This window comes from Haladaptatus sp. AB643, from assembly GCF_024136975.1.
Lineage (GTDB): Archaea > Halobacteriota > Halobacteria > Halobacteriales > Haladaptataceae > Haladaptatus.
The window spans coordinates 62,704-87,502 of sequence record NZ_JAMYJW010000008.1 but is presented as its reverse complement, the minus strand read 5'-3'; the positions used below and the strand labels follow the sequence as shown (position 1 = coordinate 87,502).

Below are 24,799 nucleotides of genomic sequence, written 5' to 3'. Positions count from 1 at the left end.
ATCACGACCCGGACTCGTTTCGGGGGGAACTCAGCCCGGCCGCGGGGCCCTCGTTCGGGCCGACCGGACAGTTCCCCGCCCGTCGCGGGGTCGTCACGACCAGCGGGTCGCGCCCGCTGGCGGAGTAGACGACGCTCCTGTTCGCGGTCAGGTGGTCGTATCGGTCGGCACTGATTTTCGTCGGCGAGGCCGGGAAGACCTGCGCGCCGAGCGTCGTCCACGATCGCTGGACGACGATCGGGCAGGCGGGTGGCGGTGTATCAGGAGCTACCGTGCCCCCTTTCGTACTCCCACCGCCGCTTTTCAACCACTCGTACAGCGGCGTGTACTGCGCGCTCGTCCGATCCTTGTAGTAGTTCGTGGTCATGATGACCATGTGCCCGTCGCCGATCCACCCGCCCTGCACGTGATTCGCCGCGAACGTTCCCGTGGCGAACTCCGTCGGCGTGACGGTCGGCTGTGCGGGGGTCGCATGCAGTCCCGCGAACGCGAACGGTGCGCTGGCGACGACACAGAGGGCGACGAGCGGGACGACCGCTCGTCGCCCGAGCGTCGGAACGGACGACGATTTCCGTCGGAGACCGATGTCGACGGCCGTGATGGCGGCGAGCGCCGCCAACGCGAAGTGGGCGAACACCTGTCCGCGAACCGCGAGCGCCTCGTACTCGTGGGTGAGGCTCCCGGTCATCGCGAAGCCGATGAGAACCAGCGGTCCGACGAGGAGACCCACGACGACCACGGACGGTCCGGCGTCCCGTGCCAACTTCGGGAGTCCCCACGCCGCGACGAGACCGACGAGCGCAAGCGGGACCAGGAGCGCCAACTGGAGCGGAGCCGTCGATGCCGAACCGGGGAATATCGGGAGGAAATGGTTTGCGACCAGCAACGTCCCGACGCCGCCGACGGCGAAGGTGGGAAGGAATCGCTGGACGACGGTCCCGGCACTCGGTAACCACCCCGCGAAGAGGACGAGGAAGACCATCCACGCGACGAGGAGACCGGGGAGCGCGGTGACGTAGCCCGCCGCCGTGAGGTTCGTATGCTGGTAGTACACCAGCATGTCCAGCCAGAATAGGGCGACGATTGCGGAACCGAAGACCGCACGCCGACGCGTTGGAACGTGGGTTCGAACGCCGAGCGAGCGGACGAAAATCGCCAGCAGAACGAGCGCCCCGACCAGCGCACTCAGGTTGTGTGTCAAGGGGAGGGCGACGACGAACCCGAGCGTCAGAGCCATCCATGCCGGGCGCTCCGTTCGGAGCGCCCGATAGAACGCGAGCGCCGTCAGGACGACGAGCGCGTGTCCGAGCATCTCGCTGCTGACTGCGGCGGACCGACCGAGGTAGACGCCGTCGAGCGACAGGAGCAAACCGCCGAGAACCGCCGCGAGTCGGGTGTGTGAACGCCTCCAACCGAGTTGCTCACAGATTCCCCACACGAGCACGAAGACGACGAGCGCCGGAACCGTTCCGATGACGGCGACGAGCAACTGCGCGACATGGAGCGGGGCCACGCCGGTCGCTTGGCTCACCGCGGTCAAATACGCGGTGAAGACGAACTCGTCGGGGTGGATGAACTGCGCCGCTGCGGAGAGATGTCCCGTCCTCCCCGCGCGGTGGGCGAGCGCGGCGAAGTGAAAGCCGTCGACGTTGTACGGAAGCGGCGTCCAGTGGAGCGGGAGCGTTCGCATCCCGACGCCGACCAGGAAGACGGCCAGCGCGGCGAGAACGGTGCCTCGCCGCGAACGACTCCCAGCGCGGTCACTCATTCGAATCACCCCCGAGTTCCGCGTTCGGGTTCGCCGTCGCCCCATAGCCCGAGAGGAGCGAATCCGGCGGCGTTCTGAGGAGCGCGAACGCGACGAGCAGCGCGCTGAGGCACATGACGCCGATTCCGCCCGCGACGACGCTCGCGGCGACCCGCGGGGTCAACAGCGGCGTGATTCGAACCCCGTAGAGCACCAGCAATCCGGCCTCGGCGAGTAGCGACACCGCCGCCACGGCGACGACGAACGCGAGTATCGTCGCAACCGTCCCGACCGTGATCGCGTCGAGGAGGACGAGCGACAGGATTCGGAGCGGCGACGCGCCGGTCGCGCGATGGACGCCGACCACCTGCCGCCGCGAGTGGACCGTGTAGGCGACCGTCGCCGTGGTACTCCCGACGGTCATCAGCCCCGCCAAGCAGACGAACACGCCGATGAGCAGGTTGAGGTCGCCGAACGCGGTCGTGATGGCTCGGCTGATTCCCGTTCCGCCGCTCCGGCCACTGTTCGCCAACGCGCTGACGACCCTGTCGTCGCCGACGACGCGGTAGTTCGTCCGCGCGATGGTCCGCCCATCCACCGCCGCGGTGACGGCGTACGACCCCGGCGAGCGACGGTCGAGTTGCGGCGTGACGGTCCGTTGCTCGCCCGGACCCAGCGTCAGGTTTCGAGTGAATCGCTGACTTCCCGAGACCACCGCCACGCGCCGCGATATCGTCTCGTTCCACGGGTTGGAGACGGCCAGTCGCGCCGTCGGCCGCCCGAGGAGCGTCGGCCGGTCCGGTTGGACTTGCAGTCGCCCGACCGGCAACCGGGACGCGCTTCGTGAAACCCGAACGGTCGTCGTCGCGCTTCGGTCCCCGGCCGTGGCGCGAATCGTGGCGGGGCCGGAATCGCCGAGGTGGACCCGGACGGTACCGTTCGGTCCGGTTTTCATCCCCCCGCGACCGTTTCCGCCGGAAACGGTCGCGTTCGTCACCGGGTTTCCACTCACGTCCACGACGCGCACGAGTGGATCGGTGTTCGGCGGTGCGCGGTCGGGAAGACCCCGAATTTCGATCGCGTCGCCGGAGACGACGCGAACCGTGCGGCGTTGTCCCGCGACGGAAATCCGTTCGGTGCCGAGTCGTCCCGCCGGAAGGCGGACGAGGACCTCTCGCTGTGCGCCGCCGTCGAGCGAGACGGTGGTCGTGCGGTTTCGGTCGCCGACGCGAACCGAAACCGCACGACTCGCCTGCGACGAGCCGAGATTTTGCAGTTGCAGACGGATCGGAATCGAGGCGTTCTGCCGTACTTGCGCCGGTGCGGAGACGCCGACGACGGCGATACCGTCGCTGGCGTTTCCGTTGCTCGCCGACGTTCCGGTTCCTTCGAGTCGGGTCGCGGTTCGAACCATCTGCACGTTCCCCGGTCGGACGTTCGCCAGATGTCTCGCCGTCGGGAGCGAGACCAGCAGTTGGTCGTCGTACGGCCCGGGTGCGGCGTACTCGCCGACGATTTTTACCCTATCGAGGCCGGGCGTCGTGCTCCCGCCGAGCGTCACCGAATCGTTCGTGGAGAGGCCGAGCGTCCGCGCGAGGTCGGTTCCGACGACCGCCTCGTCCGGACCGTGCGGCCGACGCCCTCGAACGAGCGTGGCGTCGGAGACGTTCGCGAACGACCCGAACCGGACGCCGCGGACGACCATCGGGTGGCCGTCGTGTACGTCGAGCGCGAGGATTTCGGGGCTGGCTTCCGTGCCACGGCGGTCTATCGCGGCGGCGTACCCCGCCGGAACTCGACTGGCGATCGGATTGGAGGCACCGGGGTCCGTGACCGTCGATCCGCCGGGATGGACGAGGGGCGTGACGACGCCAGTTATCGAGGCCACGAGGATGACGACGGTCGCGAACGCCGCGAGCGGGACGACGCTCGGGAGGAGCACCCGCCAATCGAGCAGCGACAGGGGTCGTACTCGGGAGAGAAAGCCCCGGAGTCGCGCGTTCGCCCCGTCGTTCGACGAGCGACGCCGCGATGCGGACGTGACCGGCGAATCCCGGGTGACCTTCCACGCGGCGACGACGCCAGCAATCGCCCCGACAGCGACGGTAGCGGCGTACAGCGGCAGGAGAATCGTCACCGTGCGTGGCGTCACGCGAATCGCCAGCGAGGTCGGGACGCCCAGATAGATGGCCGCGTTGACGACGACGTTCGTCGTGACGACGCCGACGGCGTAGCCGAGTGCGGTTCCGGCGGCGGTGATCGCGCCCGCTCGGAGACCGTACAGACGAACGATGCGTCGGGCCTCGCCGCCGGTCGCGCGGATGACGCGGATCGCTCGCCGTCTGTCCTCGGTGTGCATCCGCGTCACGCCGTACACCGTAATCCCGACGAGGACGCTGGTTCCGGCGGCCGTAATGGCCAGGACGGTGAGCACCTGCCGGATCCCGGCGAGGAAGAATGGAAGCGCCGACCGGAGCGGGACGCTTCCCGAAACAGCGCCGCTCGCACCCCCCGACCCGGATCGTTCCACGACGAACGCGCCGGTTCGACCGAGGTCGGAGACGACCGATTCGTGTGCCACGTACCAGTACGGCGGGAGGATGGCGTTCTCGCTATGCCGCGGGTGAACGCGGACCGTCTCGCCCCCCTTCGTTCCTTCGACGTGCTGTGTGGTTTTCGACGCGACGCGACCGCTACTCACCCCGGAATCCGGCGGACAGGGGACCGAATACTGGGAGCCTTTTCGGAATTTCTCCGCCTGGCGACACGACACGCCGACGACGAACGTCGAAGTTCCGTCCGGTTTCGTCACCGACGCGACGGGGAGTACGAGCGCATCACCATCGGCGTGGGTTCGGGCCGCCTCCACTGAATCGTAGTACGTCGCGTGGCCACCGGCGTCGTACTCCTTCGCTATCGAAGTCGTTTGGGTTCCCGCGGCGAGGACGACCAGCGTGACTCCGGTGAGGAACGCCACGGTCACGATGACGACGAGGACCGCGAGCGCGTCCCGCCGTGTCCATCGCGTCAGCAGGAGACGTCGATATCCCACGGGTTATCCTCGCGCTCCCTGGTTCGACGTATCTCCTTCGGATCCGTTCGACGGGGTGACCCACAGGTGGGTCTCCTGTGCCGCGTTGTCCGCCATCGGTGTCGCCGGTACCCGGTCCTCGTAGAGCAAGAAGGCGATTCGACGGTGGTTCCCGCTCAGCGACGGCGGAACGGTGTACGAGATTCGTTTCCGTTCGCCGTCGTTCAGCGTCACGTGAAACCTGGTGAGCGGGGTTCGCTTCGTCACCGTCGTCGGGTCGTCCGCCGCGATTTGCTGGCGCTGGACGACGACCGTGTATCGAACGCGGTGATTCTCGTGGTTGTCGATGCCGACGAGGAGGTCCCTGCTTCCGCCGTCCGCGGCGACCGTCGTGGACCCGTTCTTCGTGAGCAACGACATCGTCGTGTACGACTCGGTGTGGCCGAGTCCGCCGAGCGCGACACCGACGCTGACGACGGACGCGAGTATCAGGACGACCAGCACGACGTTCAGGGTTCGGTCGAGTCGCGTTTCGGACGCTCGAATCCCGGTCAGGCCGTCCCGGAAGCGGCGCGGCGCGATTCCGTCCCGTTCGGGGTCCACCGTCCGGCGACGGATCGCGGCGACGGCGGATGCGACGATGGTGAACCCACACGTGGAGAACAGCACCGGAACCGCTCGGATTCCCACGCCGCCGTAATCCAGCGCCAGTGCGAGCGCCGCGACGACGAGCACGCTCGTTCCGACGGCGAACGCGAACCGTTCGACACCGCCGAAGCGTTCGTCGCCGGTCGCCGGTTCCGGAAACAGCGCTTCGATGGTCGCATAGCCGGGCAGAAAGAGGAGGAGCGGGAGCGTCACGACGAGTCGAATCGGTTGTACACCGAGAAGCGGGACGAAGGGCGCGGCGGCGGCGACGACGGACAGAACGCCCACGAAAACGAGGTCGAGTGGGGGACGGAGGACTCGGCGTGGACCGGACGTGTCACTCATTCTACCGGGTTGACTACAGCCACCGTCAAGTAATCTTCTGAAGATCAGACATTTTTCCGGGTGGAGAGGAAAAATCGTTAACCGGGACGTGGTCTGGTTCGACGTGGTCGGGCGGCGGATTCGAACGGTCGTTACCCCGTACGTCTTGCTGTCCGCGTCACTCGTTCACCGGTTCGACGCCCGCGAACTCGAATCGTGCGCCCCCGTCGTCCGCTGTCACAAGCGAAACCTCCCACCCGTGCGCTTCGGCGATCTGTCGGACGATGGTCAATCCGAGGCCGGTTCCGAATTCGGCGGTGGAGTAACCCGACTCGAACACCGTTTTGCGCGCCGCTTCCGGGATTCCTGGCCCATCGTCCTCGACGAAGAACCCGGCAGCAGCGCCACCCGTCGCCGTTTTCTGCCGAAGACCGCCGTTCTCGACAACACCGGTGAGTTCGCCGACACGGATCGTCACGTCGGGCCGTCCGTGGTCGAGAGCGTTACGAAACAGGTTTTCGAGCAGTTGCTGGAGTCGACTCGCGTCGGCGTCGATGATCGAATCCCACGAGGAATCGAGCGTCGCCGGACCCGTTTCGACCGAGGCCCACGCGTCCGTGGCGACGGTCTCCCCCGAAATCGGTCTCGTCTCGTTCACCGTCCGTCCCTGCCGTGCCAACGTCAACACGTCCTTGACGATGTTGGCCATCCGTTCGTGCGCGCGTTCGACATGGGTGAGATGTTCCCGCTTCCCGGTCGAGCGGTACATATCGAGATAGCCCTGTGCGACGTTCAGGGGGTTTCGCAGGTCGTGGGAAACCACGCTGGCGAACTCCTCCAGCCGCTCGTTTTGGCGCTCCAACTCCCGTTGATGGGCCGTCCGCTCGTCCTCCCGTTCCGCCCTGTCGAGGGCCGCGGCGGTGTTCGCGGCCAGGAGTTGGGCGTGATACACGTCGAAATCGTCCAGTCGCTCCGCGGCGAAGGACATCACGCCGCGGGCACCGAGCGGAACGAACGCTTCCGATCCGACATCGCCGTAGTGGAGCTTTCGAACGACCGTCTCGTTCGCTTCGAACGCGTCCGCTATCGCCTCCCGGTCGGCTTCCGGAACGGATTCCCCGTACGCCGCCCGGTGTTGTTCGGTTCGTGCGACCAATCGGACCGTCGAATCCTCGCAGTCCCAGATTGCGGTCACGGGAAGGTCGAGCACGTCCCGAGCCACGCGAACCGCGATTTCGCTCACCGCGGCGCTCGTCTCGGCCTGCATGAGGGTCCGGGTCGCGTTGTGAAGCGCTTCGAGCGTCGTTTCCCGGTTCTTCCGCTCGGTCACGTCACGGAGGTACACCGAGACTCCGTTCGAGGACGGATACACGTTCACCTCGAACCAGCTATCGAACGGCTCGAAGTGCGCCTCGAACGTCATCGGTTCCTGCACTCGCATGGCTTCGTGGTTGTCGTCGTAGAACCGTGTCTCGACGGCCTCGGGGAACACGTCCCAGACGACCTCGTCGATGATTTCCGGCGCGGTCCGGTTCAGGATTTCCTCGGCCTGCTCGTTGACGTACGTGAACCGCCATTCCTCATCGAACGCGAGGAAGGCATCGGTCATCCGGGAGAGGATTTCGTCGCGTTCCTCCTTCATCCGGACCTGTTCGGTCACGTCACGGGAGTTCAGCACTAACCCCTTGACGGAAGTCGTATCGAGGTGGTTCTCGCCGGTCGTTTCGAGATAGCGCCACGACCCGTCCGCGTGCTGGAAGCGGTAGGTGAGGGTAGGGGTGACCTCGGGGTTCTCGATGGCGCGGAAAAACGTCTCCGCGGCGTGTACCCTGTCGTCGGGATGGATGTACTCGAAGGCGACGTCGCCTTCGAGTTCGTCCTGGTCGTAGCCGAGCCGTTCGACGGCGGGACTCTCGTACACGATGGTTCCCGTCTCGTCGAGGAGCGTGACGATGTCCCGCGAATGGTCGATGAGCGCCTGCAACCAGCTTTCGGTCCGTTTGCGCTCGGTCACGTCACGAACCGAACCGATGGTCGCCGTCGTCCCGCGATACGTCGTCGCGCGCACCGAGAAGTTCCCGTATCTGATCTCCCCGTCCTTCGTTCGGAATCGAGCGTCGTAGGTCGAAACCTCGTGCCTGCCGTTCATCCGATTCTCGGCGATGGTTCGCACGCGGTCCTGGTCGTCCGGATGTAAGAGCGACCAAACGTCCATTCCGCGCAGTTCGTCGGCGGTGTAGCCGGTTATCTCGCAGGCCCGTTCGTTGACGAACGCGAATCGGTCGTCCTGATAGATGTACACCGCGTCGTGGCTGCCCTCCACGACCGTCCGATACCGCTCCTCGCTCTCCTGAAGCGCACGCTCGGTCCGCGCCGAGTGAACCACACTTTCGATTCGATTGGCGAGGATGGCGTATCCATCGACCGAAATCTCCTTCTGCAGGTAGTCGGTGATGCCCGCCGAAATCGCCCGACTCGCGACCGTTTCACTCCCCGTGCCCGTAAAGAGGATGAACGGGAGGTCGGGAAACTCCTCGCGGACCGATTCGAGCAGGGAAATGCCGGTCGTGTCGGGCATCTCGTACTCCGAGACGACACAGTCGATCCCGCCCTCGCGGAGAATGGAAAGCGCGTCATCGCCGGACGACGCGGTTCGAAGTCGGAGCTGGTTCGACTTCCCTTCGAGGGACGTCGCCGCAAGGTCGAGCACGTCGGGGTCGTCGTCCACGTGAAGGACGACGATAGGTGCCATCTCGCCCATGTCTCAGTTTCGTTCGATAACTGGCGTATAGTGCCATAATGATTATGTTTACTGAGTTGAATTTCGACGCCGTTTCGCAGCGGCGCACAGGTTTATCCGCGTCAATCGCTTCCGTTCGAACGAAGGATCATGTTCGACGACAGAACGGATGCGGGGACGCAACTCGGCTCCCTCGTCGCACGTGAAGGGGTGGACGCGGACGTCGTGCTCGCCATTCCACGCGGTGGGCTCCCGATCGGTCGACCAGTCGCGGATGCGCTCGACGTCCCGCTCGACGTCGTGGTGGCGAAGAAACTGGGGGCACCTGGAAACCCGGAACTGGCGATAGGGGCCGTCGGGGCGGACGGGAGCGTCTGGCTGAACGACGACCTTATCGAGCAGATCGGCGTCGGCGAGACGTACCTCGAAGCGGAGCAGGAGCGCAAGAGCGAGGCGGCCCGCGAGAAGGAGCGTCAGTATCGAGGGGAGGGACAAATTCCGGCAGTCGAAGGGAAACGCGTCCTCGTCGTGGACGACGGCGTGGCGACGGGCGCGACGACCATCGCGTGTCTCAGGCAGGTGAAAAAGGCGGGGGCGAGTTACGTCGCCCTCGCCGTACCGGTCGGGTCGCCGAGTTCCATCGAGGGGTTGCGCGGCGAGGCCGACGACGTGTTCTGTCTGGAGACGCCGTTTCAGTTCGGTGCAGTCGGGCAGTTCTACCGGGTGTTCGATCAGGTACCGGATGAAGTGGCGAAGACGTATTTAGAGGAGTGAGGCGGCCCCTTCATTTTCACCGTCACCGGCCAGGTCCGCGAACAGTCGTTGCCCGAAGTTCCGGCCAGGATACCGACTCGATCACTTCCCCGTACTGTTGCCATACCTACGACACAACCCCGTTCAAAATCGCATGACGCCGACCGACAATCTTTTGTTACTTTCGATTCAGAAACAGACAATCATGAAAGACTGAAACTGCGATTAACGCTCGGTGTGGGCGTCATTAACGATGAATATGGATGAGTGATTACCGTACCATATTCCGAAACGCTTAAGTACATTTCGTCCTAACTCCTGGTTAGGAACTAAGCTTCCGGGATTCTTTGGGTTTTCCCTACCGGGAGCCTCCGCCAACGCACCACCATGACTACAACCAAAATCCAACGCTACAGCGAGTCCGGTGTATCGACCCACGAGCGGGAACACGAGGACGAGCAAGAACACGAGCACGAGGAGGGAACCTGTCCCGAGTGTGGCGGGAACGTCGTCACCGACGAAGGCCACGGCGAAACCGTCTGTGCAGAGTGTGGCCTCGTCGTCGAGGAGGATTCCGTCGACCGCGGTCCGGAATGGCGAGCTTTCGACGCCAAGGAGAAGGACCAGAAGTCCCGCGTCGGCGCGCCGACGACGAAGATGATGCACGACAAGGGGCTCTCGACCAACATCGGCTGGCAGAACAAGGACGCCTACGGTAACACCCTCGGCGCACGCCAGCGCGAGAAGATGCAGCGGCTCCGAACGTGGAACGAGCGCTTCCGCACCCGCGACAGCAAGGAGCGCAACCTCAAGCAAGCGCTCGGCGAAATCGACCGCATGGCGAGCGCGCTCGGCCTCCCGAAGAACGTACGGGAGACCGCGAGCGTCATCTACCGCCGTGCGCTCGACGACGACCTCCTCCCGGGGCGTTCCATCGAAGGCGTCGCGACCTCCGCGGTGTACGCGGCGGCGCGTCAGACCGGCGTCCCGCGCAGTCTGGACGAAGTCGCGGCCGTCAGCCGCATCGACGAGATGGAGTTCAAGCGTACCTACCGCTACATCGTGCGCGAACTCGGTCTCGAAATCCAACCCGCCGATCCGTTGAGCTACGTCTCCCGGTTCGCGTCGGACCTCGACATCAGTGACGAGTCCGAGCGACGGGCGAACGAACTGCTCAAGACGGCAAAAGAACAGGGCGTCCACAGCGGCAAATCGCCCGTCGGCCTCGCGGCCGCCGCCGTCTACGCTGGCTCCCTGCTCAGCAACGAGAAGGTAACCCAGTCGGAAGTGAGCGACGTCGCCAACGTGAGCGAAGTGACGATTCGAAACAGGTATCAGGAACTGCTCGAAGCGGGCCAGGATGGCATCGCGGCCTAAATAGAGAACTGCATTTTCGGCATTTTCAGGAACGCCGTTTCGTACCCCTCGTGACGTGAGACCGTGGGCGGGGAGTCCACCTTCACGGTGAGTGTGTCGCCCTTCTGAACGGTTTTCACGTCCGCGCCGTAGTGGAACCCGATGTCGGGGTCGATGGTGGCGTTCAGTACGTCGTCGAACACCGTCTTACCGCCCCGTTTCAACGTCGCCGACAGCGACATCATCGGAATCGGATAGCGCCGATACGGCGTTCGCGGCGAGGCGAGCAGATACGTGTTCTCCGCTAGGTCGCTGTTCTCGTCGGTCGTGACGAGGAACTTCGCGTCGCCGCTGGAGTTCGTGCCGACGAACTCGCCGGGCAGGTCGGCCTTTTTCGGAACGTGGCTCATCGGCATGTCCATCTGCATCGGCTGAACGGCACCCTTCTGCCCTTTCTTGTTGTCGAGACGCGTAAACGGAATCTTTTCTAGCGTGTCCTTGTCGAACGTGAACGACGTCGACAGGGTCGCTCCCTTCCCGAACTGGCCTTCCAGTGCGCCCGTTCGACGGATGTTCAACCCGCCGACTTTCACCTTCGCCGTGTACTTTCCCTCGCCATCGAGGCCCATATTGTCCCCGAAGTGAAAACCCATGTTCTGTGAGAGCATGGGCCACATCGTCCGGGTGGTGCTCCAGTCGTCCTTCGAGAGATCGATTTGAACGTTTCCAGTCGGGAGCACCGTCTTTGTCTTGGAGTCCCAGACCGACGCCATCAGGTGCAGGTCGTCGTCGTCCTTGATGGAGACCTTCTTCTCGTCCTGTGCCGTCCCACCGCTCATCAGCCAGAAGCGATGCGGGTAGGAGTAGAACACGGCGGCCCGATACCGCCCGCTTTTCGCCATTCCGCCCATCTGCATGCCTTCCTTGTGCGTCGGGATGTACACCGCGTCCGGTCGGTTTTTGACCAACGGCGGCGCTTGTGGCATCACCTTCGTTTTAAACAGACCGGAACAACCCGCCAACGAGGTGGCACCGAGGAGGCCGGTCGTCCGCAGAACACTACGGCGATTCATTGGTTTGAAGTTACGACCCGCGGCGAAAAGGGGTTCTGGTACGGTAGTCGAAAAGGGGTATCACGGATTCGCCGTCGGAAGCGACCGCAGGGAGCGCGGCGGAACGAGGAAGTTTCCGCGATGGGTGACCGTCATGTACTGCAGGATTCCATTGTTGAGTCGCTCGCCGACCGAGGAGTTGCCGGAGAGGTCGTCGCCGTTCATCTCCGTCCGAGTTTTGTTGAAGTCCTCGATAGATTGCTGGATGGCGACGAAGTGGAGTCCCGCCTGTCCGCCGTCCGTCGAATCGAAGTCGCGGCGGAGGATGACCGGCGAGTCGTCCTTTCTGGCCCGCGCGGATTTCTGGGAGTGGCCGACGATGCCGCGGGTGCGGGCGTGTTCTTTCACGTTGTCGATACACTCGTCATTCATCTCGCTCGAATCGCCGAGGTTGTTGCCGACGCCTTTCACCTTGTCCTGTTCGGCGTGGACCGGACAGAACATCTTGCCGACGCGCTGGTCGCGGCTGTCCTGTTCGTACCACTGGTCGAGATGCAGGTTGATGTGGGAGACGTGTTTCGTGGTTCCGCCCTCGAACGGACCCTCCTGAATCGTCACGCTGTCTTCGCTCGCCTGATTCTTCTTGAAGCCGGATTTGAAGCCCATGTACAGCGGTGCCTTCTCCGGAACCGGCTTCGAGTCCGGAATGCCGTTCACGTCCTGATTGTCGGCGGGGAGGCCGTGTCCGACGAAACCGGTCCGGCGGTCGGCCTTCTCGAACACGTCCGTGATACCGCTCACGTCAACGCCGTTCAGTTCGTCGCGGTTGCCGAGCAACGCCTGCTCGGCGGCGAGCGCGATTTGGGCGTGGTCGCTCTCGATCTGCATGACCGCGTCCTGTTCGTCCAGTTTCGGGGACTCGAACGACGCCAGCGCCTTCGGTTTCGGCAGCACGTCGTCCACACCGAACCGCTCGAAGTACGCGGGGGAGTAGCCGATGGAGAACAACAGCCCGTCGTTACCGCGTTTGTAGGCGTGTTCGAGGCTCCGGAACGACTTCTCGACCGTCTTCCGTTCGGACTCGTCCGGCGTTCCGTCGCCGCTGTAGTTCAGAAAGAGGAGAATCTTGTGGCGAGCGGCGACGAAGTTCCCGTAGTCGTCCGTGGAGAGGTATTGATTCCATGCGTGCTGGCGTTTCGGGAGTGTCGAGAGGTCGGACGGGCCTTTCGGCACGTCCGGCATTCCACCCCGGTCCACGCAGGCGGCCAGTGCGGCCGATCCACCGATGGCGACGGCCGCTTTCATGAACTCGCGTCGGGGGATGCCTCGCGTCGAATCGCTCATCGTTCGACACTAGCGATTCCGCGAGAAAAGGGATTCTGGTACGACCATCGAAAAGGGATGTCCGAGATGGGGAATATGGCAATCGGTGTCGGGATTCAGCGTTCGTCGAGCACGTCGTCCACCCGTTCAGCCGTCTCGCTGGCACGGATGTTCGAATAGCTCTCGTGGGTCGTCGCTATGGACGCGTGGCGGAGCGCGGATTGGGCCAGTTCCGCGTGGCCTTCGCTGTACAGTTGGTGGCCCAGTCCACGTCGCGCGCCGTGCGGTTTCAGATATTCGCCGTCGATGTCGAGTCCGGCGGACTCACAGAGACGTTTCATCAGGTTGCGCGCCCCGCGAGTCGAAATCGCCGGGAGGACGATCTCGTACTCCCGGATCACGTCGTCGATGTCGTTCTCGTCGAGGATTCTCTCGACCGTTCCCTCGGAGAACTCCTCGCCCAACGACTCGCGGGCGGTCCGGTACTTCGACGGTGCGTGGTCGGTCGGAAACACCGGAAACAGTGGTGTTGGAGGATCACACACACGGTGGTATCGCTCCAGCGCGTCGGCCGCCTTCTTCGGCAGTTGGGCGAACTCGTACTCCCGCGATTTGCCGAAGACGCGAACCGCACCGCCCTCGATGTCCACATCCTCCCACGCGATACCGCTCCGTTTGTCGTCCGCCGGGTCGCGGAACACCTCCGCCCCGCGCACGCCGGAGAGGGCCAGCAATCGGACGAGCGCGCGGTCGCGGTAGGCACGTTCGCGCGACACATCGGCCTCGCCGTCCAGCGCCTCCTCGACACGTCGGTCCATGAAGGCGAGAATCGCGTTCCTGTCGCGGGCCGACCAGAACTGTCGGTCGGCGTCCGCGGTGTCCTCGGGCAGTTCAGCCTGTGCCCGCGAGGCCGCGGCCGGGTTTCTGGAGATGAGTTCGTCCGCCTCGCAGAATCCCAGAAACGCCCGAACGTAGGCGTAGTAGGTGTGGGCCGTCGAGGACTTCAACTCGCCCTCCCGAACCTGTCGCTTGAGGTGGCGGGCGTAGCGCCGACAATCGATGACGGCCACGTTCTCGATAGCCGTCACCTCGCGCTCGCGGGCGAGCCAGTTCGCCCACGCGGTCAGCGCGGATTCGGCGTTGGCGCGGTAGTTCCCGGCTTCGATGCTGACGAGGTACTCCTCGATCGCGTCGCTCAGTGTCGTTCCTGTCATGCCAATCGTGGATCGAACGTTCCGGACAGTTGGTTTCCACACCGGGGACACGTCAGGTTCGATTCCGCATCGACGAAGCGTCCGACCGGGCCGAGATAGCCACAGGCCGGACATCGCCGTATCGGTAGCTGAATCATCGCAATACCGTCCCGTCGGTGCGGGAACGATAAAAACCTACGTCCCGTCAGTCGTCACCGTCGATCCCGTCGATCGGATGCACCGAGACGAAACCGTCACTTCGGACGAAGACCCGATACCCGTCGATGGTGAAACTGACGTGGCCGCCGGTGCGAGCCACCCCATCCGGACGGGGATGGAACAACCCGTCCAACGCGTCCGGGTCGAACTGGTCGTACAGCGGACCGATTTCGGTCGGGTCGGCGTCCATCGCTTCGGCGAGGGCCGTCGTGACCGTCGTACTGAGTGGTTCCGCGTCCTGCCAATCGTGGCGCGTGTGATACGTCGCTGTGATCGTTTCCGTCGGGCACGAATGATTTTCTGATTTACTCATTTGGAACTCCCCCCGTGGGACACGGGCTCGTCTGTCTCACATACACCCTGAAAAAACATAAATCATTGTCAGACAAAAGACCGGTGTCGGTCATACGGCGACGCGCGAAAAGGCAAGACGGGGGGAACTCGTTCGGAGAGTGATGTTGTCTTACGGGCCGCAGTCGGGCGTTTCGGGCTGAGAAGCTCGATTATGCGGGAGTTAGTAACGGTCGAGATATGGCTTAATAGCCAGTTAGACCGGATTATCCGGTCAATAGTATTCATATCGCACAGTGTAGGATATCTTATGTCATGGGCCGACGTTCTCGTCACGTTCAGCCATTTCCTCGCGGGACCCGTCCAACTCGTCAGTTTCTGGCTGTCGGTGTCGCTGCCGCTGGTGTACCTCCCCATCCTCTTTCACGGGTTGAAAAACAACCTGTTTCCAGTCTTCTTCGGTCTCCTCGTCTTGCACGGGTTGACGCTGTTTCTCGGACACGGGCACGGACATGGACACGGCCACCAAGGGCAGGAGGCGTGAGTCACTCCGGCCGGAGATAAAAGATAGACCGTCACGTCGCCACCGGATTGTAACGTTCAAAGCGAATCGTCTCGAAGCGGAACCATGCACGTCGTCCACCGACGGAATGGGGAGGAACGGACGCTCGCCGCACACGCCGAGCCCGTGGATTCGCTTCGGTCGCGCGTCGGAGGGCTCGTTCGACTCGCCCTTCGTGACGATTACGGGTTGGTGTTCGAAATCGGTTCGGTCGGCGACCATCGCGCTTCGACGGTGGCGACGCCGCTGGCGCTCGACGTGGTGTGGACGGAGAACGGCGAAGTAACGAACGTCGCTCGATTGCCGCGCTGGACGGGGAGGGCGCGTGGAACGGGGGATCGTGTGTTCGAGTTTTCGGGTGGTGTCGTGCAGAACGTCCGACCGGGTGACGAACTCGTGACGAGTCAGGCCCAGTCGTCGCGCTCGACGGAGTAACACCCACACTCGGGGCACACTTGGTACTCCACCGGGAAAGCAGTCTCACACTGTTTGCATTCGTACGGCCGATCCGGCTTCGTGTCCGTACCGAGCCGTCGTAGCAATCCCATGGCTCGCGTTTCGGCGGTGAGCACCAAATAGTTCATCAGAGTGGAGTGAAAGTGAAAACAGCCACGAATCGAACGAATACCGTCTCGGAAGGCCGAAGGCGGGTAACCGAGGTCGGACGGTGTCTATGCGGATTCTCGCCGACCCCTCGAAGGGCACTCGGCGTTACTGTTTCTCTCGTCCCTCTGTTCGTCCGGACCTCGGGCAATCGGGTGCCGTGTCCGCGGAGTGGACGCAAGGGGTCGTCTACAGGTTGGAAGACGCGAGCCACGTGGAGACGGCACCATACCGTGTGTCAGGTCACTATGTGTCGTTTAGTTCCCTGCGTCCGTCCGCATCCCTATCGAACCACGGCAGTTAAAAGGAGGTTTTGACCAGTTTCTCAAAACGGATTCAGTCGGCGTCGATGGCGTCCGTCGTCGTTCCCACCGCGGCCGCGACGCTATCCGGGAGCGTCGTGACGACCGCATTTCCAGCACGTTCCCGCTCCACGAGGCCGTCATCGGCGAGACGTTCCAAGTGATACGAGACGGTGCCGGGGGTCCGGTCGAGCGCGTCCGCGAGGTCGGAGACGCTCGCGGGACCGTCACGGGCGACCGTTTCGAGCAGGGTGGCAGTCGCCTCGTCCGATAGCGAGGCGGCCAACGCGGGGTTGTCGTCGCCAGCGGGGTTCACCCGACGTTTTCCGCGGACGGTAGTCGTCTCGACTAACTTTTCCTCCTGCAGGATCCTGACGTGGTAGCGAACCGTCGAACGCGGAATGTCGGTTTCCTCGCTCAGTGCCGACAGGGAGAGTCCGGGTTCCTCGGCGACGGTGGCGTATATCGTGGCCCGCGTGGCGTTGTTGAGCGGGTTCGACCCGTCGTACCGACTGTAGCTCCCGACGGTTATCGAACCGGGTGCTTCGTCGATATCGGCGTACTCCATCGCCGACGTGGGTCCGTTCGGGAAGGGGTGGCCGTGCGAACCGATGCCGAAGGGGTCATCGAGGGTTGCTGCGTTCGAATGTCGCTGTGCTGGTGGTGCGTGGTGTACCGGCGTGTCCGCTACCGGTGCACTCGCGACGGCTGGGACGACGAATCCGAGAGGGACCGTCGCAACGAGGAGCAGGGCGGTGAACACCACGATTGTACGATGGCGAGGTCGGAACATGATATACCTTTCTTCGTGGTCGTCTGAGATATGTTGTGGGAACCAGAGGAGTATCGTTCTTTTGGTGGGGTTCAGTGGAAAAAAGGTGAATGAAAACCGGAGCGCGTGCAAAAATGGGTTATTTTCGCTCGTAGGCGATCAGTTTCATTTCGCGAACTTTCGTTCCGTCCTCGTCGTAGATGACGCCGTACATGGCGGTCCCGTGATCGGGGGAGTAACACGCGTCGGTGAAGACGGAGCCGTTGATACGGATTTCGGCGTCGTAGCACGATATCCCCGCGATCGTCCGCTGTTTCGTTATCTCGTAGGTCATCGTCCCCTGTGAGGACGGGGCCGTCCACGTGTTTCCGACGCGGAAGTCGTTACCGTAGATTCCGTTCGCCGACGGCGAGAACATCGTCGTCATGAGGTACTGTCCGCCCGGCATGAACGCCAGTTGAACCAGGGCCTCCTCGCGGGTGAACGTCGCCGTCTTCGACTGGGTCTCCCCTTGGTTCGTGAACGAACTCCGCATGGTGATGTTCTCGCCGTCTATCGACCGGATGTCCCAGACGAGTTTGCCGGTGCCGTCCTCCTCGTCGTACGTTTCGTACGTGTAGGTGCCCGAATGCTGGAACGCGAACGGGGTGAAAGCGTCGTCCTCCGACGCGTCCGAGGCGTCGTTCGAACCGTCGCCGTTCGAGTTAGCGCCGGATCCCGACCCCGTCGACCCCGCATCGGGCGCGTTTCCGAGGTGACTCGAAATACCCGTACAACCGGCGAGGACGACGAGGGCCGCGACGGCCAGGGTGAGCGTGATCCGTCGCATTTTAGGCGAGTCGATCCGCCAATTTTCCGAACACGGGAAGCGCGAACCGCTCGTTCGAGTACGCCTTGTACATCAGGAAGAGCCACGTCAGGAACGCCGCGAAGCCCACCACGAGGTACGCCAGCGAGAACAACAGCGAGAACAATCCACCCAGACGCGGGATAAACAGCAGGAGCATCTGGACGATACTCATGCCGATGTAAATCACGAACATCCCGACACCGAAGACGATACTCTGAGCGGCGTGGAATCTGACGAATTTGTTGTCCCCTTCGAGCAGGAAGAACACGATCCCAGTTATCGGACTGAGCAGATACGCGAGCGCCCCCGCGAGGTTCTCGTCGAGTCCACTGCCGGTTTCCGAACTGGTCGATTCAGTAACGTCGGTCGTCGTTTTTGGTTCGACAGACATGAACATAACTAGCAGTAGGAAATGATATAATTACGCAGTGGTATTTTCCCAGCTTACGGAACGAGGTCCGGAAAGCGAAACGTGTTTCGAGGTGTGAAACACTATACCATAGAAACGCCATGGAGGAAACATGAGCGACAGTGAGAACTCGGATATCGTCATCACTGCCGTCAAGCGGGCGAACACCCTCCGTGCACTGCGCGGCGGACCGGTCGCACGCTCCGAGCTACAGGACGAAATCGGCGTCTCACGGACGACGACCCACCGAATCACGCGGGAACTCACCGACAAGTCGCTCATCCGCCGCGTCGATGGCCTGTACGAACTAACCCCGTTGGGACAACTCGTCGCGGGCGAAGTCGAACATCTACGGGACACCGTCGAGGTCGGCTTGCAGTTGGAACCCCTGCTTCCGTCGCTCGACCGAACCGATATCGACGTTGAGTTGCTCGCCGACGCGACGATAACCGTCCAGGAACCCGGCGACCCGTACCGGCCGGTGCGCCGGTTCATCTCCCTCCTGCGAGAGTCGGAGACGCTTCGTGGGTTCGACACCACCACTATCGCGCCGATGTACGTGGACGAGATCCGCAACAGCATCCTCGACGGCATGCGGACCGAAGTCATCTACCTCTCTCCCGTCATCGATCAGCTACTGGACGATCACCACGAGGCGACCGTGAACGCCATCGAGAGCGGCCAGCTCGAGCTGTTCGTTCACGACGAGTTGCCGTTCGGCCTGGTCATGTTCGACGACCGCGTCGGCGTCGGCGGCTACGACGAAACCGGCATCCTCCGCGTTTTCGCCGACACGGACGACCCGGCGGTTCGAACCTGGGCCGACGACCTGTACGAGGAGTACCGCGAGAAAGCGATTCCAATTCAGGACCACGCCGACTGGACGGGATGAGACGGTCGTTTGCCAGCAGTCAGTCGAGGATTTCCTCGGCCGCGTCGAGTCCGCTGCGGAGCGCGCGGTGAACCCGGCCCTCGCCGACGACCCAATCACCGGCGAAGAAGAGACCCGCTTCGTTCGCCCGCCGGAGTACCTCCTCGTCGGCCCCGTCGTTCGGTTGTGCGTCCCGCCAGCGAACCACGTCGAACCAGTCCGGCGCGGCGAGCGGGTGCTCGGAGAGGAGGTCGGCCGCGTACCCCGCGGCGGCCGTGGCGACGTCGAAATCGTCGTCGTCGTAGTGGTTCGCCGACCACTCGGGCGACAGTTGGACGATCAACAACTCCTCGTCCTCCGGGACGTGGCCCGGTTTACACGACTCGCGGGAGAGCCAACCGACCTCGTGTTCCTTGTCCGTGTTCACCAGCGCGTAGTACGGCCGCTCGACTTCGAACGAGTAGTGGAGCGCGACGGAGAGGATGGGCCGGTACGGGACGTGCCCGATGGTCTCACGGAGGTCACGACGCAGGTCGTCGTCCCACTCCGAGAGGTCGAGCAGCGACGCCGTGATCGGCGCTGGCGGCGTGAGCACCAGCGCGTCCCACGGCCCGTACTCGTCGCCGTTCGCGTCCCCGACGTACCACGACTCGGCGTCGCTCGACTCGTCGCGCCGGAGGCCCGTAATTCGCGTGTCGGTGTGAACCGTCGCACCGCTCGCCTCCGCCAGTCGCCCCCCGAGCGTTCGCAGTCCCGTTCTGTACGTCCACTTCGAGTCGTCCTCATCGCGGCCCTCGGAAACCTCCTCGTCGGCGTCGAACGTCCACACCGGTCCCTCGGTTTCGACCAATCCCTCGTCGAGTTCGCGGACGAGTTCGGACACGCGTTCGTCGTCGCTCTTGACGTAGTTCGCGCCGACGTCGTAGACACAGCGATTCCGTTCGTGCGACGTCGCACGCCCGCCGACGCGTTCGGTCCGCTCGAACAAGGTTACGTCGGCGTCGTCGCGCAGCGCGAACGCGACGCCCAACCCGGCCACACCGGCACCCACGACGGCCACGCGGGTCACGGTGCGCGTCCTCGTCCGCGTTCTCGACGTCGGGGTGTGCGGACGGGACCGTCACCCGCTGCTATTTCGATACCCGTTCCGGCTCCAGAAGGTGTCATGCGATGGCGTTCGGGAGCGCCCGGCAAAGTGATTGTGGCACGACGTGCGGTGATTGTGGTACGACGTGCGAGGAATCGGTTGGAGAGCGGTGCGGTTGTGTATAACGAGACCCGGTCGTTCGACCGCACGAGGACCATTCCACGCCGCCATCGTAGCCCCAGAAGGATTTACTCCTGGCCGACCATCCCCCAGGTATGCAATTGGATGACATACTCATCCTCGACTGTTCCCGGCTTCTCCCGGGACCGTACGCGACACAACTCCTGGCGGACCTCGGCGCGACGGTGATCAAGATCGAGGAACCGGAACGCGGCGATTACGCGCGGAAGATGGCTCCCATCGGGGAGAGCGGCCACGGCGAGATTTTCGAGGCGGTGAACCGGGGAAAGCGGAGTGTCTCGCTCGATTTGACGGACGAAACGGCTCGAAAAGCGTTCTACGAACTGGTCGAGACGGCGGACGTCGTCTTCGAGACGTTTCGCCCCGGCGTCACCGAGCGACTGGGGATCGACTACGACACGCTCGTGGAGTACAACGAGGAATTGGTGTACGCCTCCCTCTCCGGGTTCGGGGGGACGGGACCGAACGCGGAGCGGGCGGGCCACGACCTGAACTACGCCGGGGAGACGGGACTGTTGGACATGACGCGGCCGGACGAGGATTCGAAACCGGTTATCCCCGGCTACCCGATGGTGGACATGGCGAGCGGACTGTTTTCGGCGTTCGGCATCGTGAGCGCGCTCCTCGCCCGGGAACGGGGCGGTGACGGTGCAAGTGGAGAAGACGGTGAAGGCGATGTGGGCGGGACGTACCTTGACCTCGCCATGACCGACACCATGCTGTCGTTCGCGCAAGTGTTCGCGAGCGGGGCATTCGCCGGGCGGACACCCCGACCGGGGAAGACGATGCTGACCGGCGAATTTCCTTGCTACGACGTTTATCGCACGGCGGACGACCGCTATCTCACGGTCGCGGTGCTCGAACCGAAGTTCTGGCGCGCGCTTTGCGAGACGATCGAGCGTCCCGAGTTGGTCGAAAAACACCTGAGCGACGACCCTGCGATCCGCGAAGCCGTTCGGGAGACCCTCCAAGCCGTCTTCGAAACGCGGACGATGGACGAGTGGCTCGACGAGTTCGACGGCGTTGATACGGCCGTCGGCGGGGTTTACACTGTCACGGAGGCGTTCGACCACGAGCAGACGAGGGCGCGCGGAATGGTCGTCGAGTCGGACGGTTCCCCGCCGCGAATCGGGTTCCCGATACACGATGCGGACGTGGACGCAGACGGTTCGGCCGTTCCGACCCGACTGCCGGACCACGGCGAGCACACGGCGAGCGTCCTCCGCGAGGCTGGGGTTTCCGACGGGACGATAGCGCGACTGACGCGGAACGATTGAGCGACAGATGCGGGAAAGAGGACGGTTATGGTGGGATGATTGGAACGGTGCTCGCGGGAAAATCGGATGGCTACCCCGGAACCATTCGGCGGCTACAGCGTGACGACGATTCAAGGTGACACGAGTTGTCAGCACCGACGCCGTTCAGCGGAGGATTATTTATTGCTCCGGAAAAAATGAGGGTAGTGACACGAGCTGCCATCGTCGGTGGCGGGATGACCCGATTCGGCCCGCACGACCGACCGCTGGAGGAACTGTTTGCCGACGCCGCGTTCGCGTCGATGGACGACGCGGGTATCGCTGGCGACGAAATCGACGCGTTCTATCTCGGTAACGCGCTGGGTGGACAGACCGAATCCGACACCCATCTCGCGCCGAAACTGGCGACCCACATCGGGATTCAGGGAATACCCTGTCAACGATTCGAGGACGCCTGTGCGACCTCATCGAACGCGTTCAAACATGCGGTACAGGCGGTCGAAAACGGCGTTCACGACGTCGCCCTCGTCGGCGGCGTCGAACGCTGTACGCCGGAGACCGGACTCGGAACCGGCGAGATGACCGCGATTTTCGCGGGAGCCTCACACCGCCAGTACGAGCAACCGACCGGACTGACGTTCCCCGGCGTGTTCGCCCTGCTCACGAAGCGCCACATGCACGAGTACGGGACGACCGAAGCCCAGTTGGCGGAAGTCGCCGTGAAAAACCACTATCACGGCCAGTTCAACCCGAAGGCACACTTCGGCCGCGACACGGACGTCGAATCGGTACTGGAGAGTCCCATCGTCGCGGATCCGTTCCACCTGATGGACTGCTGTCCGTTCTCGGACGGCGCTTCGGCGGTCCTCGTCGTTTCCGACGACCTCGCCGAGAGTTTCGCCGGAGAACCGGTTTCGGTAACCGGCGTCGGCCACCGAACCGACGCGGTTCCGCTGGCGGACAAGGTCTCGCTCTCGGCCACGCAAGCCGCTCGTGACGCCGCCGACGAGGCCTACGGCCAGGCGGGAATCACTCCGGACGATATCGACGTGGCCGAAGTTCACGACTGCTTTACCGGCGCGGAAGTCCTCGCAACCGAGGCGCTCGGTCTCTTCGAGGACGGAACCGGCGGACAGGCGGCGGCGGAGGGCCGCACCTACATCGACGGCGAGATGCCCGTCAACCCGAGCGGCGGTCTGAAGGCGAAAGGCCACCCCATCGGCGCGACCGGAACGGCCCAACTCGTGGAGTTGACCGAACAACTCCGCGGCGACGCGGACGACCGGCAAGTCGAGGGCGCGAAAACGGCGGTGGCACACAACCTCGGCGGCGACGCCGCGACCACCGTCGTCACCGTACTGGAGGCGCGAGCATGAGTTCGGAAGATGGCGACAACGTTCCAGCACTGACGTACGCCGACTGGCGGGCCTACCTCAAGGCCGGGGACCTCGTGGGACTCGAATGTGAGTCCTGCGGGAACGTCACGGCCACGCCGAAGCGGGCCTGCGTGGAGTGCGGCGACCGAAACCTCGACACCCACACCCTGCCGAACGTCGGCGTCGTCCACAGCGAGACGACGATAACCGTCCCACCGGTTGGGTTCGAGGGGCCGTATCAAGTCGCCGTCGTGGACCTCGGCGACACGAAAATCCTCGGCCGAATCGGCGGAGACGAGGAAGTCAACATCGGAACGACCGTCGAATGTACCGACACCGTCGAACTCGATGGAATGCCCGCGCCGATGTTCGAGCCGGTCGAATAGCGAAATAGCGAACTGCGAGAATCCAATAACCGGGTTCCTACGGCGCGTGGCCGGTGACGTTCTCGTAATCCGCTTCGATCTCTTGCCGTCCGAGGTGCGTGATTTTGTAGAACGTTTGGCGGCCGTCGGCACCCTCCGGCGCGCCGGTTCGGGCGACGAGACCCGTGGAGATCAACTCCCCGACGTGGTGAGTGAGGTCGAAGCTCCCGTCGTCGATGGCTTCAGCGAGCGTTTTCCGCGAGACTTCCTCGCGTTCGTAGAGGAGAAACAGGATCGAATACCGCCGCGTATCGCCGAGGGCGGCTTTCCGTGCGACGTGATCCGCGAGCGTTCCAAGGCTGTCGTCGAACAGCCGTTGGTCCACGTACTCCTCGACGTTCCGCTCGTCGTCTGGGGTCGGCGTCGATTCGGCGGCCATGATGGGTACGTGTACGACGGCCAACTACATCAGCCTACCGATTAGAGAGAGATTTTTCTTTGTTTCTGAATTACCATTCACGGTGTCGGTTGGGCTGTCGATAGCTATTTGATCGCCGTCTCGAAACCCCGAATAAATGTTCGACGGGGAGACTAACTTCCGGTACGACGGTCGGCCGATTGCGGATATTCTGTCGGAACAGGCACCGACGCCGCCGGATTTCGGCAGTCACAACGACTTCACCGTCTACGTGATGGGACCGTACACCGCGTTCAGTGCGGCGTACGCCTACGACGACGGCGACGAACTCCGGACGCCGTTCCAGGCCGACCCGCTGTTCGACCCCGAGCGCCACGTCACGACCGACGGTCGTGGGGACATGGAACTCGCACTCAGGGATTTCTGTGCGGAACTCCGCCAGCGTCATAACTGCCGGGCGTTCATCGCCACCGACATCGACATCCCGACCCACGAACAGGCCGCCGAAGCGGGCAAGGCGGGAATGGACCCGCTCGCCCAGTCGGTCGCGTTCGCGGCCCACAGCGACGCCGTGCTCTTCCTGTTCACGCAAGGGGGGCTCACGACCGGCGTCGGCACCGAAACCGGCGGGATTCTGGGGGAGTTTCATCTGCGACGTGGGAACCCGGCGACGACGCACAAGCCCGGCCAGCGGGTCGGTCTGTATCTGGACGAGTCGTTCACCAGCGCGACCGTCGACGAACTGCCGTACGGCTACGACGTGCAGTACGACAGTTTCCGGACGAAGCGGGACCTCCACGACAAGGTGCGAAACTGGCTGGACGGTATCGACCGCGAAACCCGCGATACGGAGTTGCCTGTTTTTATTACGGGCGATACGTACGCGCCGGAAGGAGAGGAGTAGGAAAGCCCTCATCCGTTCGCGAGCGGGGGCTTTCGGGGTAGTGTTCTTGGCAGTTGCAGTCGAAGTAGTTGCAACGTTTTCTCGTAGTGAGTAGACAAGAACTTTCGAAACCGAGTTCCGAAATATCTCTTCAATCGACAGTACCA

Annotated in this window: 22 protein-coding genes; 9 read left to right on the top strand and 13 right to left on the bottom strand. The window is 63.5% G+C overall.

Annotated features, from left to right (window positions below):
• Position 1: 1 nt before the first annotated feature.
• From NKF25_RS16015 to NKF25_RS16000, 4 genes are all read right to left on the bottom strand, one after another.
• Positions 2 to 1,768 carry a sodium/phosphate symporter gene (locus NKF25_RS16015; protein ID WP_253227661.1) on the bottom strand — a complete coding sequence of 589 codons (1,767 nt, stop codon included), beginning with the start codon at positions 1,766 to 1,768 and terminating at the stop codon, positions 2 to 4.
• Positions 1,761 to 4,799, bottom strand: coding sequence for an FtsX-like permease family protein (locus NKF25_RS16010; protein WP_253227660.1), 3,039 nt, complete (start codon positions 4,797 to 4,799; stop codon positions 1,761 to 1,763). Before NKF25_RS16010 ends, NKF25_RS16015 begins: the two co-directional genes overlap by 8 nt.
• Positions 4,800 to 4,802: 3 nt before the next feature.
• Entirely contained in the window at positions 4,803 to 5,771 is a 969-nt protein-coding gene (locus NKF25_RS16005; RefSeq protein WP_253227659.1) for a DUF1616 domain-containing protein, read from the bottom strand.
• A gap of 157 nt (positions 5,772 to 5,928) precedes the next feature.
• Complete coding sequence (locus NKF25_RS16000; RefSeq protein ID WP_253227658.1) at positions 5,929 to 8,502, bottom strand: PAS domain S-box protein; 2,574 nt, start codon at positions 8,500 to 8,502, stop codon at positions 5,929 to 5,931.
• A gap of 138 nt (positions 8,503 to 8,640) precedes the next feature.
• Between NKF25_RS16000 and NKF25_RS15995 the strand changes: the two genes are divergently transcribed.
• Together NKF25_RS15995 and NKF25_RS15990 are read left to right on the top strand one after the other, a co-directional pair.
• Complete coding sequence (locus NKF25_RS15995; RefSeq protein ID WP_253227657.1) at positions 8,641 to 9,264, top strand: phosphoribosyltransferase family protein; 624 nt, start codon at positions 8,641 to 8,643, stop codon at positions 9,262 to 9,264.
• A 366-nt stretch (positions 9,265 to 9,630) separates the two neighbouring features.
• Positions 9,631 to 10,620: a transcription initiation factor IIB gene (locus tag NKF25_RS15990; RefSeq protein ID WP_253227656.1), complete on the top strand. Its 990-nt coding sequence runs from the start codon at positions 9,631 to 9,633 to the stop codon at positions 10,618 to 10,620.
• On the opposite strand, the gene NKF25_RS15985 is transcribed toward NKF25_RS15990, so the two are convergent.
• From NKF25_RS15985 to NKF25_RS15970, 4 genes are all read right to left on the bottom strand, one after another.
• On the bottom strand, positions 10,617 to 11,672 hold the full coding sequence (locus NKF25_RS15985; RefSeq protein ID WP_253227655.1) for an iron transporter: 1,056 nt from the start codon (positions 11,670 to 11,672) through the stop codon (positions 10,617 to 10,619). The genes NKF25_RS15990 and NKF25_RS15985 overlap by 4 nt on opposite strands.
• 60 nt (positions 11,673 to 11,732) lie before the next feature.
• A complete protein-coding gene (locus tag NKF25_RS15980) occupies positions 11,733 to 12,995 on the bottom strand; it encodes a Dyp-type peroxidase (RefSeq protein WP_253227654.1) in 1,263 nt (420 codons plus the stop codon).
• A gap of 95 nt (positions 12,996 to 13,090) precedes the next feature.
• The gene (locus tag NKF25_RS15975; RefSeq protein WP_253227653.1) at positions 13,091 to 14,188 is read right to left on the bottom strand and encodes a tyrosine-type recombinase/integrase; all 1,098 of its coding nucleotides are present in this window, start codon (positions 14,186 to 14,188) and stop codon (positions 13,091 to 13,093) included.
• Positions 14,189 to 14,372: 184 nt separating this feature from the next.
• Entirely contained in the window at positions 14,373 to 14,699 is a 327-nt protein-coding gene (locus NKF25_RS15970) for a HalOD1 output domain-containing protein (protein ID WP_253227652.1), read from the bottom strand.
• A 288-nt stretch (positions 14,700 to 14,987) separates the two neighbouring features.
• Between NKF25_RS15970 and NKF25_RS15965 the strand changes: the two genes are divergently transcribed.
• Together NKF25_RS15965 and NKF25_RS15960 are read left to right on the top strand one after the other, a co-directional pair.
• Positions 14,988 to 15,221: a hypothetical protein gene (locus NKF25_RS15965; protein ID WP_253227651.1), complete on the top strand. Its 234-nt coding sequence runs from the start codon at positions 14,988 to 14,990 to the stop codon at positions 15,219 to 15,221.
• An 84-nt stretch (positions 15,222 to 15,305) separates the two neighbouring features.
• A complete protein-coding gene (locus NKF25_RS15960; protein ID WP_253227650.1) occupies positions 15,306 to 15,674 on the top strand; it encodes a DUF192 domain-containing protein in 369 nt (122 codons plus the stop codon).
• 504 nt (positions 15,675 to 16,178) lie between these two features.
• Here the strand turns inward: NKF25_RS15960 and NKF25_RS15955 are convergent.
• The 3 genes from NKF25_RS15955 to NKF25_RS15945 all read right to left on the bottom strand — a co-directional run bounded on the left by NKF25_RS15955 (position 16,179) and on the right by NKF25_RS15945 (position 18,157).
• Positions 16,179 to 16,937, bottom strand: a complete 759-nt coding sequence (locus NKF25_RS15955; RefSeq protein WP_253227649.1) for a helix-turn-helix domain-containing protein — start codon at positions 16,935 to 16,937, stop codon at positions 16,179 to 16,181.
• 118 nt (positions 16,938 to 17,055) lie between these two features.
• Positions 17,056 to 17,745 (bottom strand): hypothetical protein, encoded by a 690-nt coding sequence (locus NKF25_RS15950; protein ID WP_253227648.1) that lies wholly within the window; start codon positions 17,743 to 17,745, stop codon positions 17,056 to 17,058.
• 1 nt (position 17,746) lies between these two features.
• Entirely contained in the window at positions 17,747 to 18,157 is a 411-nt protein-coding gene (locus tag NKF25_RS15945; protein ID WP_253227647.1) for a DUF4870 domain-containing protein, read from the bottom strand.
• 130 nt (positions 18,158 to 18,287) lie between these two features.
• Between NKF25_RS15945 and NKF25_RS15940 the strand changes: the two genes are divergently transcribed.
• On the top strand, positions 18,288 to 19,067 hold the full coding sequence (locus NKF25_RS15940; protein WP_253227646.1) for a hypothetical protein: 780 nt from the start codon (positions 18,288 to 18,290) through the stop codon (positions 19,065 to 19,067).
• A 19-nt stretch (positions 19,068 to 19,086) separates the two neighbouring features.
• Here NKF25_RS15940 and NKF25_RS15935 read toward each other — a convergent pair whose 3' ends face one another.
• Positions 19,087 to 20,115: an FAD-dependent oxidoreductase gene (locus NKF25_RS15935; RefSeq protein WP_253227645.1), complete on the bottom strand. Its 1,029-nt coding sequence runs from the start codon at positions 20,113 to 20,115 to the stop codon at positions 19,087 to 19,089.
• Positions 20,116 to 20,408: 293 nt separating this feature from the next.
• Here NKF25_RS15935 and NKF25_RS15930 point away from each other — a divergent pair, with 293 nt between their 5' ends.
• From NKF25_RS15930 to NKF25_RS15920, 3 genes are all read left to right on the top strand, one after another.
• A complete protein-coding gene (locus NKF25_RS15930; protein ID WP_253227644.1) occupies positions 20,409 to 21,611 on the top strand; it encodes a CaiB/BaiF CoA-transferase family protein in 1,203 nt (400 codons plus the stop codon).
• Between the two features lie 176 nt (positions 21,612 to 21,787).
• Positions 21,788 to 22,966 (top strand): thiolase domain-containing protein, encoded by a 1,179-nt coding sequence (locus tag NKF25_RS15925; RefSeq protein WP_256487518.1) that lies wholly within the window; start codon positions 21,788 to 21,790, stop codon positions 22,964 to 22,966.
• The gene (locus tag NKF25_RS15920) at positions 22,963 to 23,352 is read left to right on the top strand and encodes an OB-fold domain-containing protein (RefSeq protein ID WP_253227643.1); all 390 of its coding nucleotides are present in this window, start codon (positions 22,963 to 22,965) and stop codon (positions 23,350 to 23,352) included. The genes NKF25_RS15925 and NKF25_RS15920 overlap by 4 nt, the downstream gene beginning before the upstream one ends.
• Before the next feature lie 37 nt (positions 23,353 to 23,389).
• Here the strand turns inward: NKF25_RS15920 and NKF25_RS15915 are convergent, their stop codons facing one another.
• Positions 23,390 to 23,770, bottom strand: a complete 381-nt coding sequence (locus NKF25_RS15915) for a transcriptional regulator (RefSeq protein WP_066139516.1) — start codon at positions 23,768 to 23,770, stop codon at positions 23,390 to 23,392.
• Between the two features lie 136 nt (positions 23,771 to 23,906).
• Between NKF25_RS15915 and NKF25_RS15910 the strand changes: the two genes are divergently transcribed.
• Positions 23,907 to 24,653, top strand: coding sequence for a hypothetical protein (locus NKF25_RS15910; protein ID WP_253227642.1), 747 nt, complete (start codon positions 23,907 to 23,909; stop codon positions 24,651 to 24,653).
• Positions 24,654 to 24,799 lie beyond the last annotated feature (146 nt).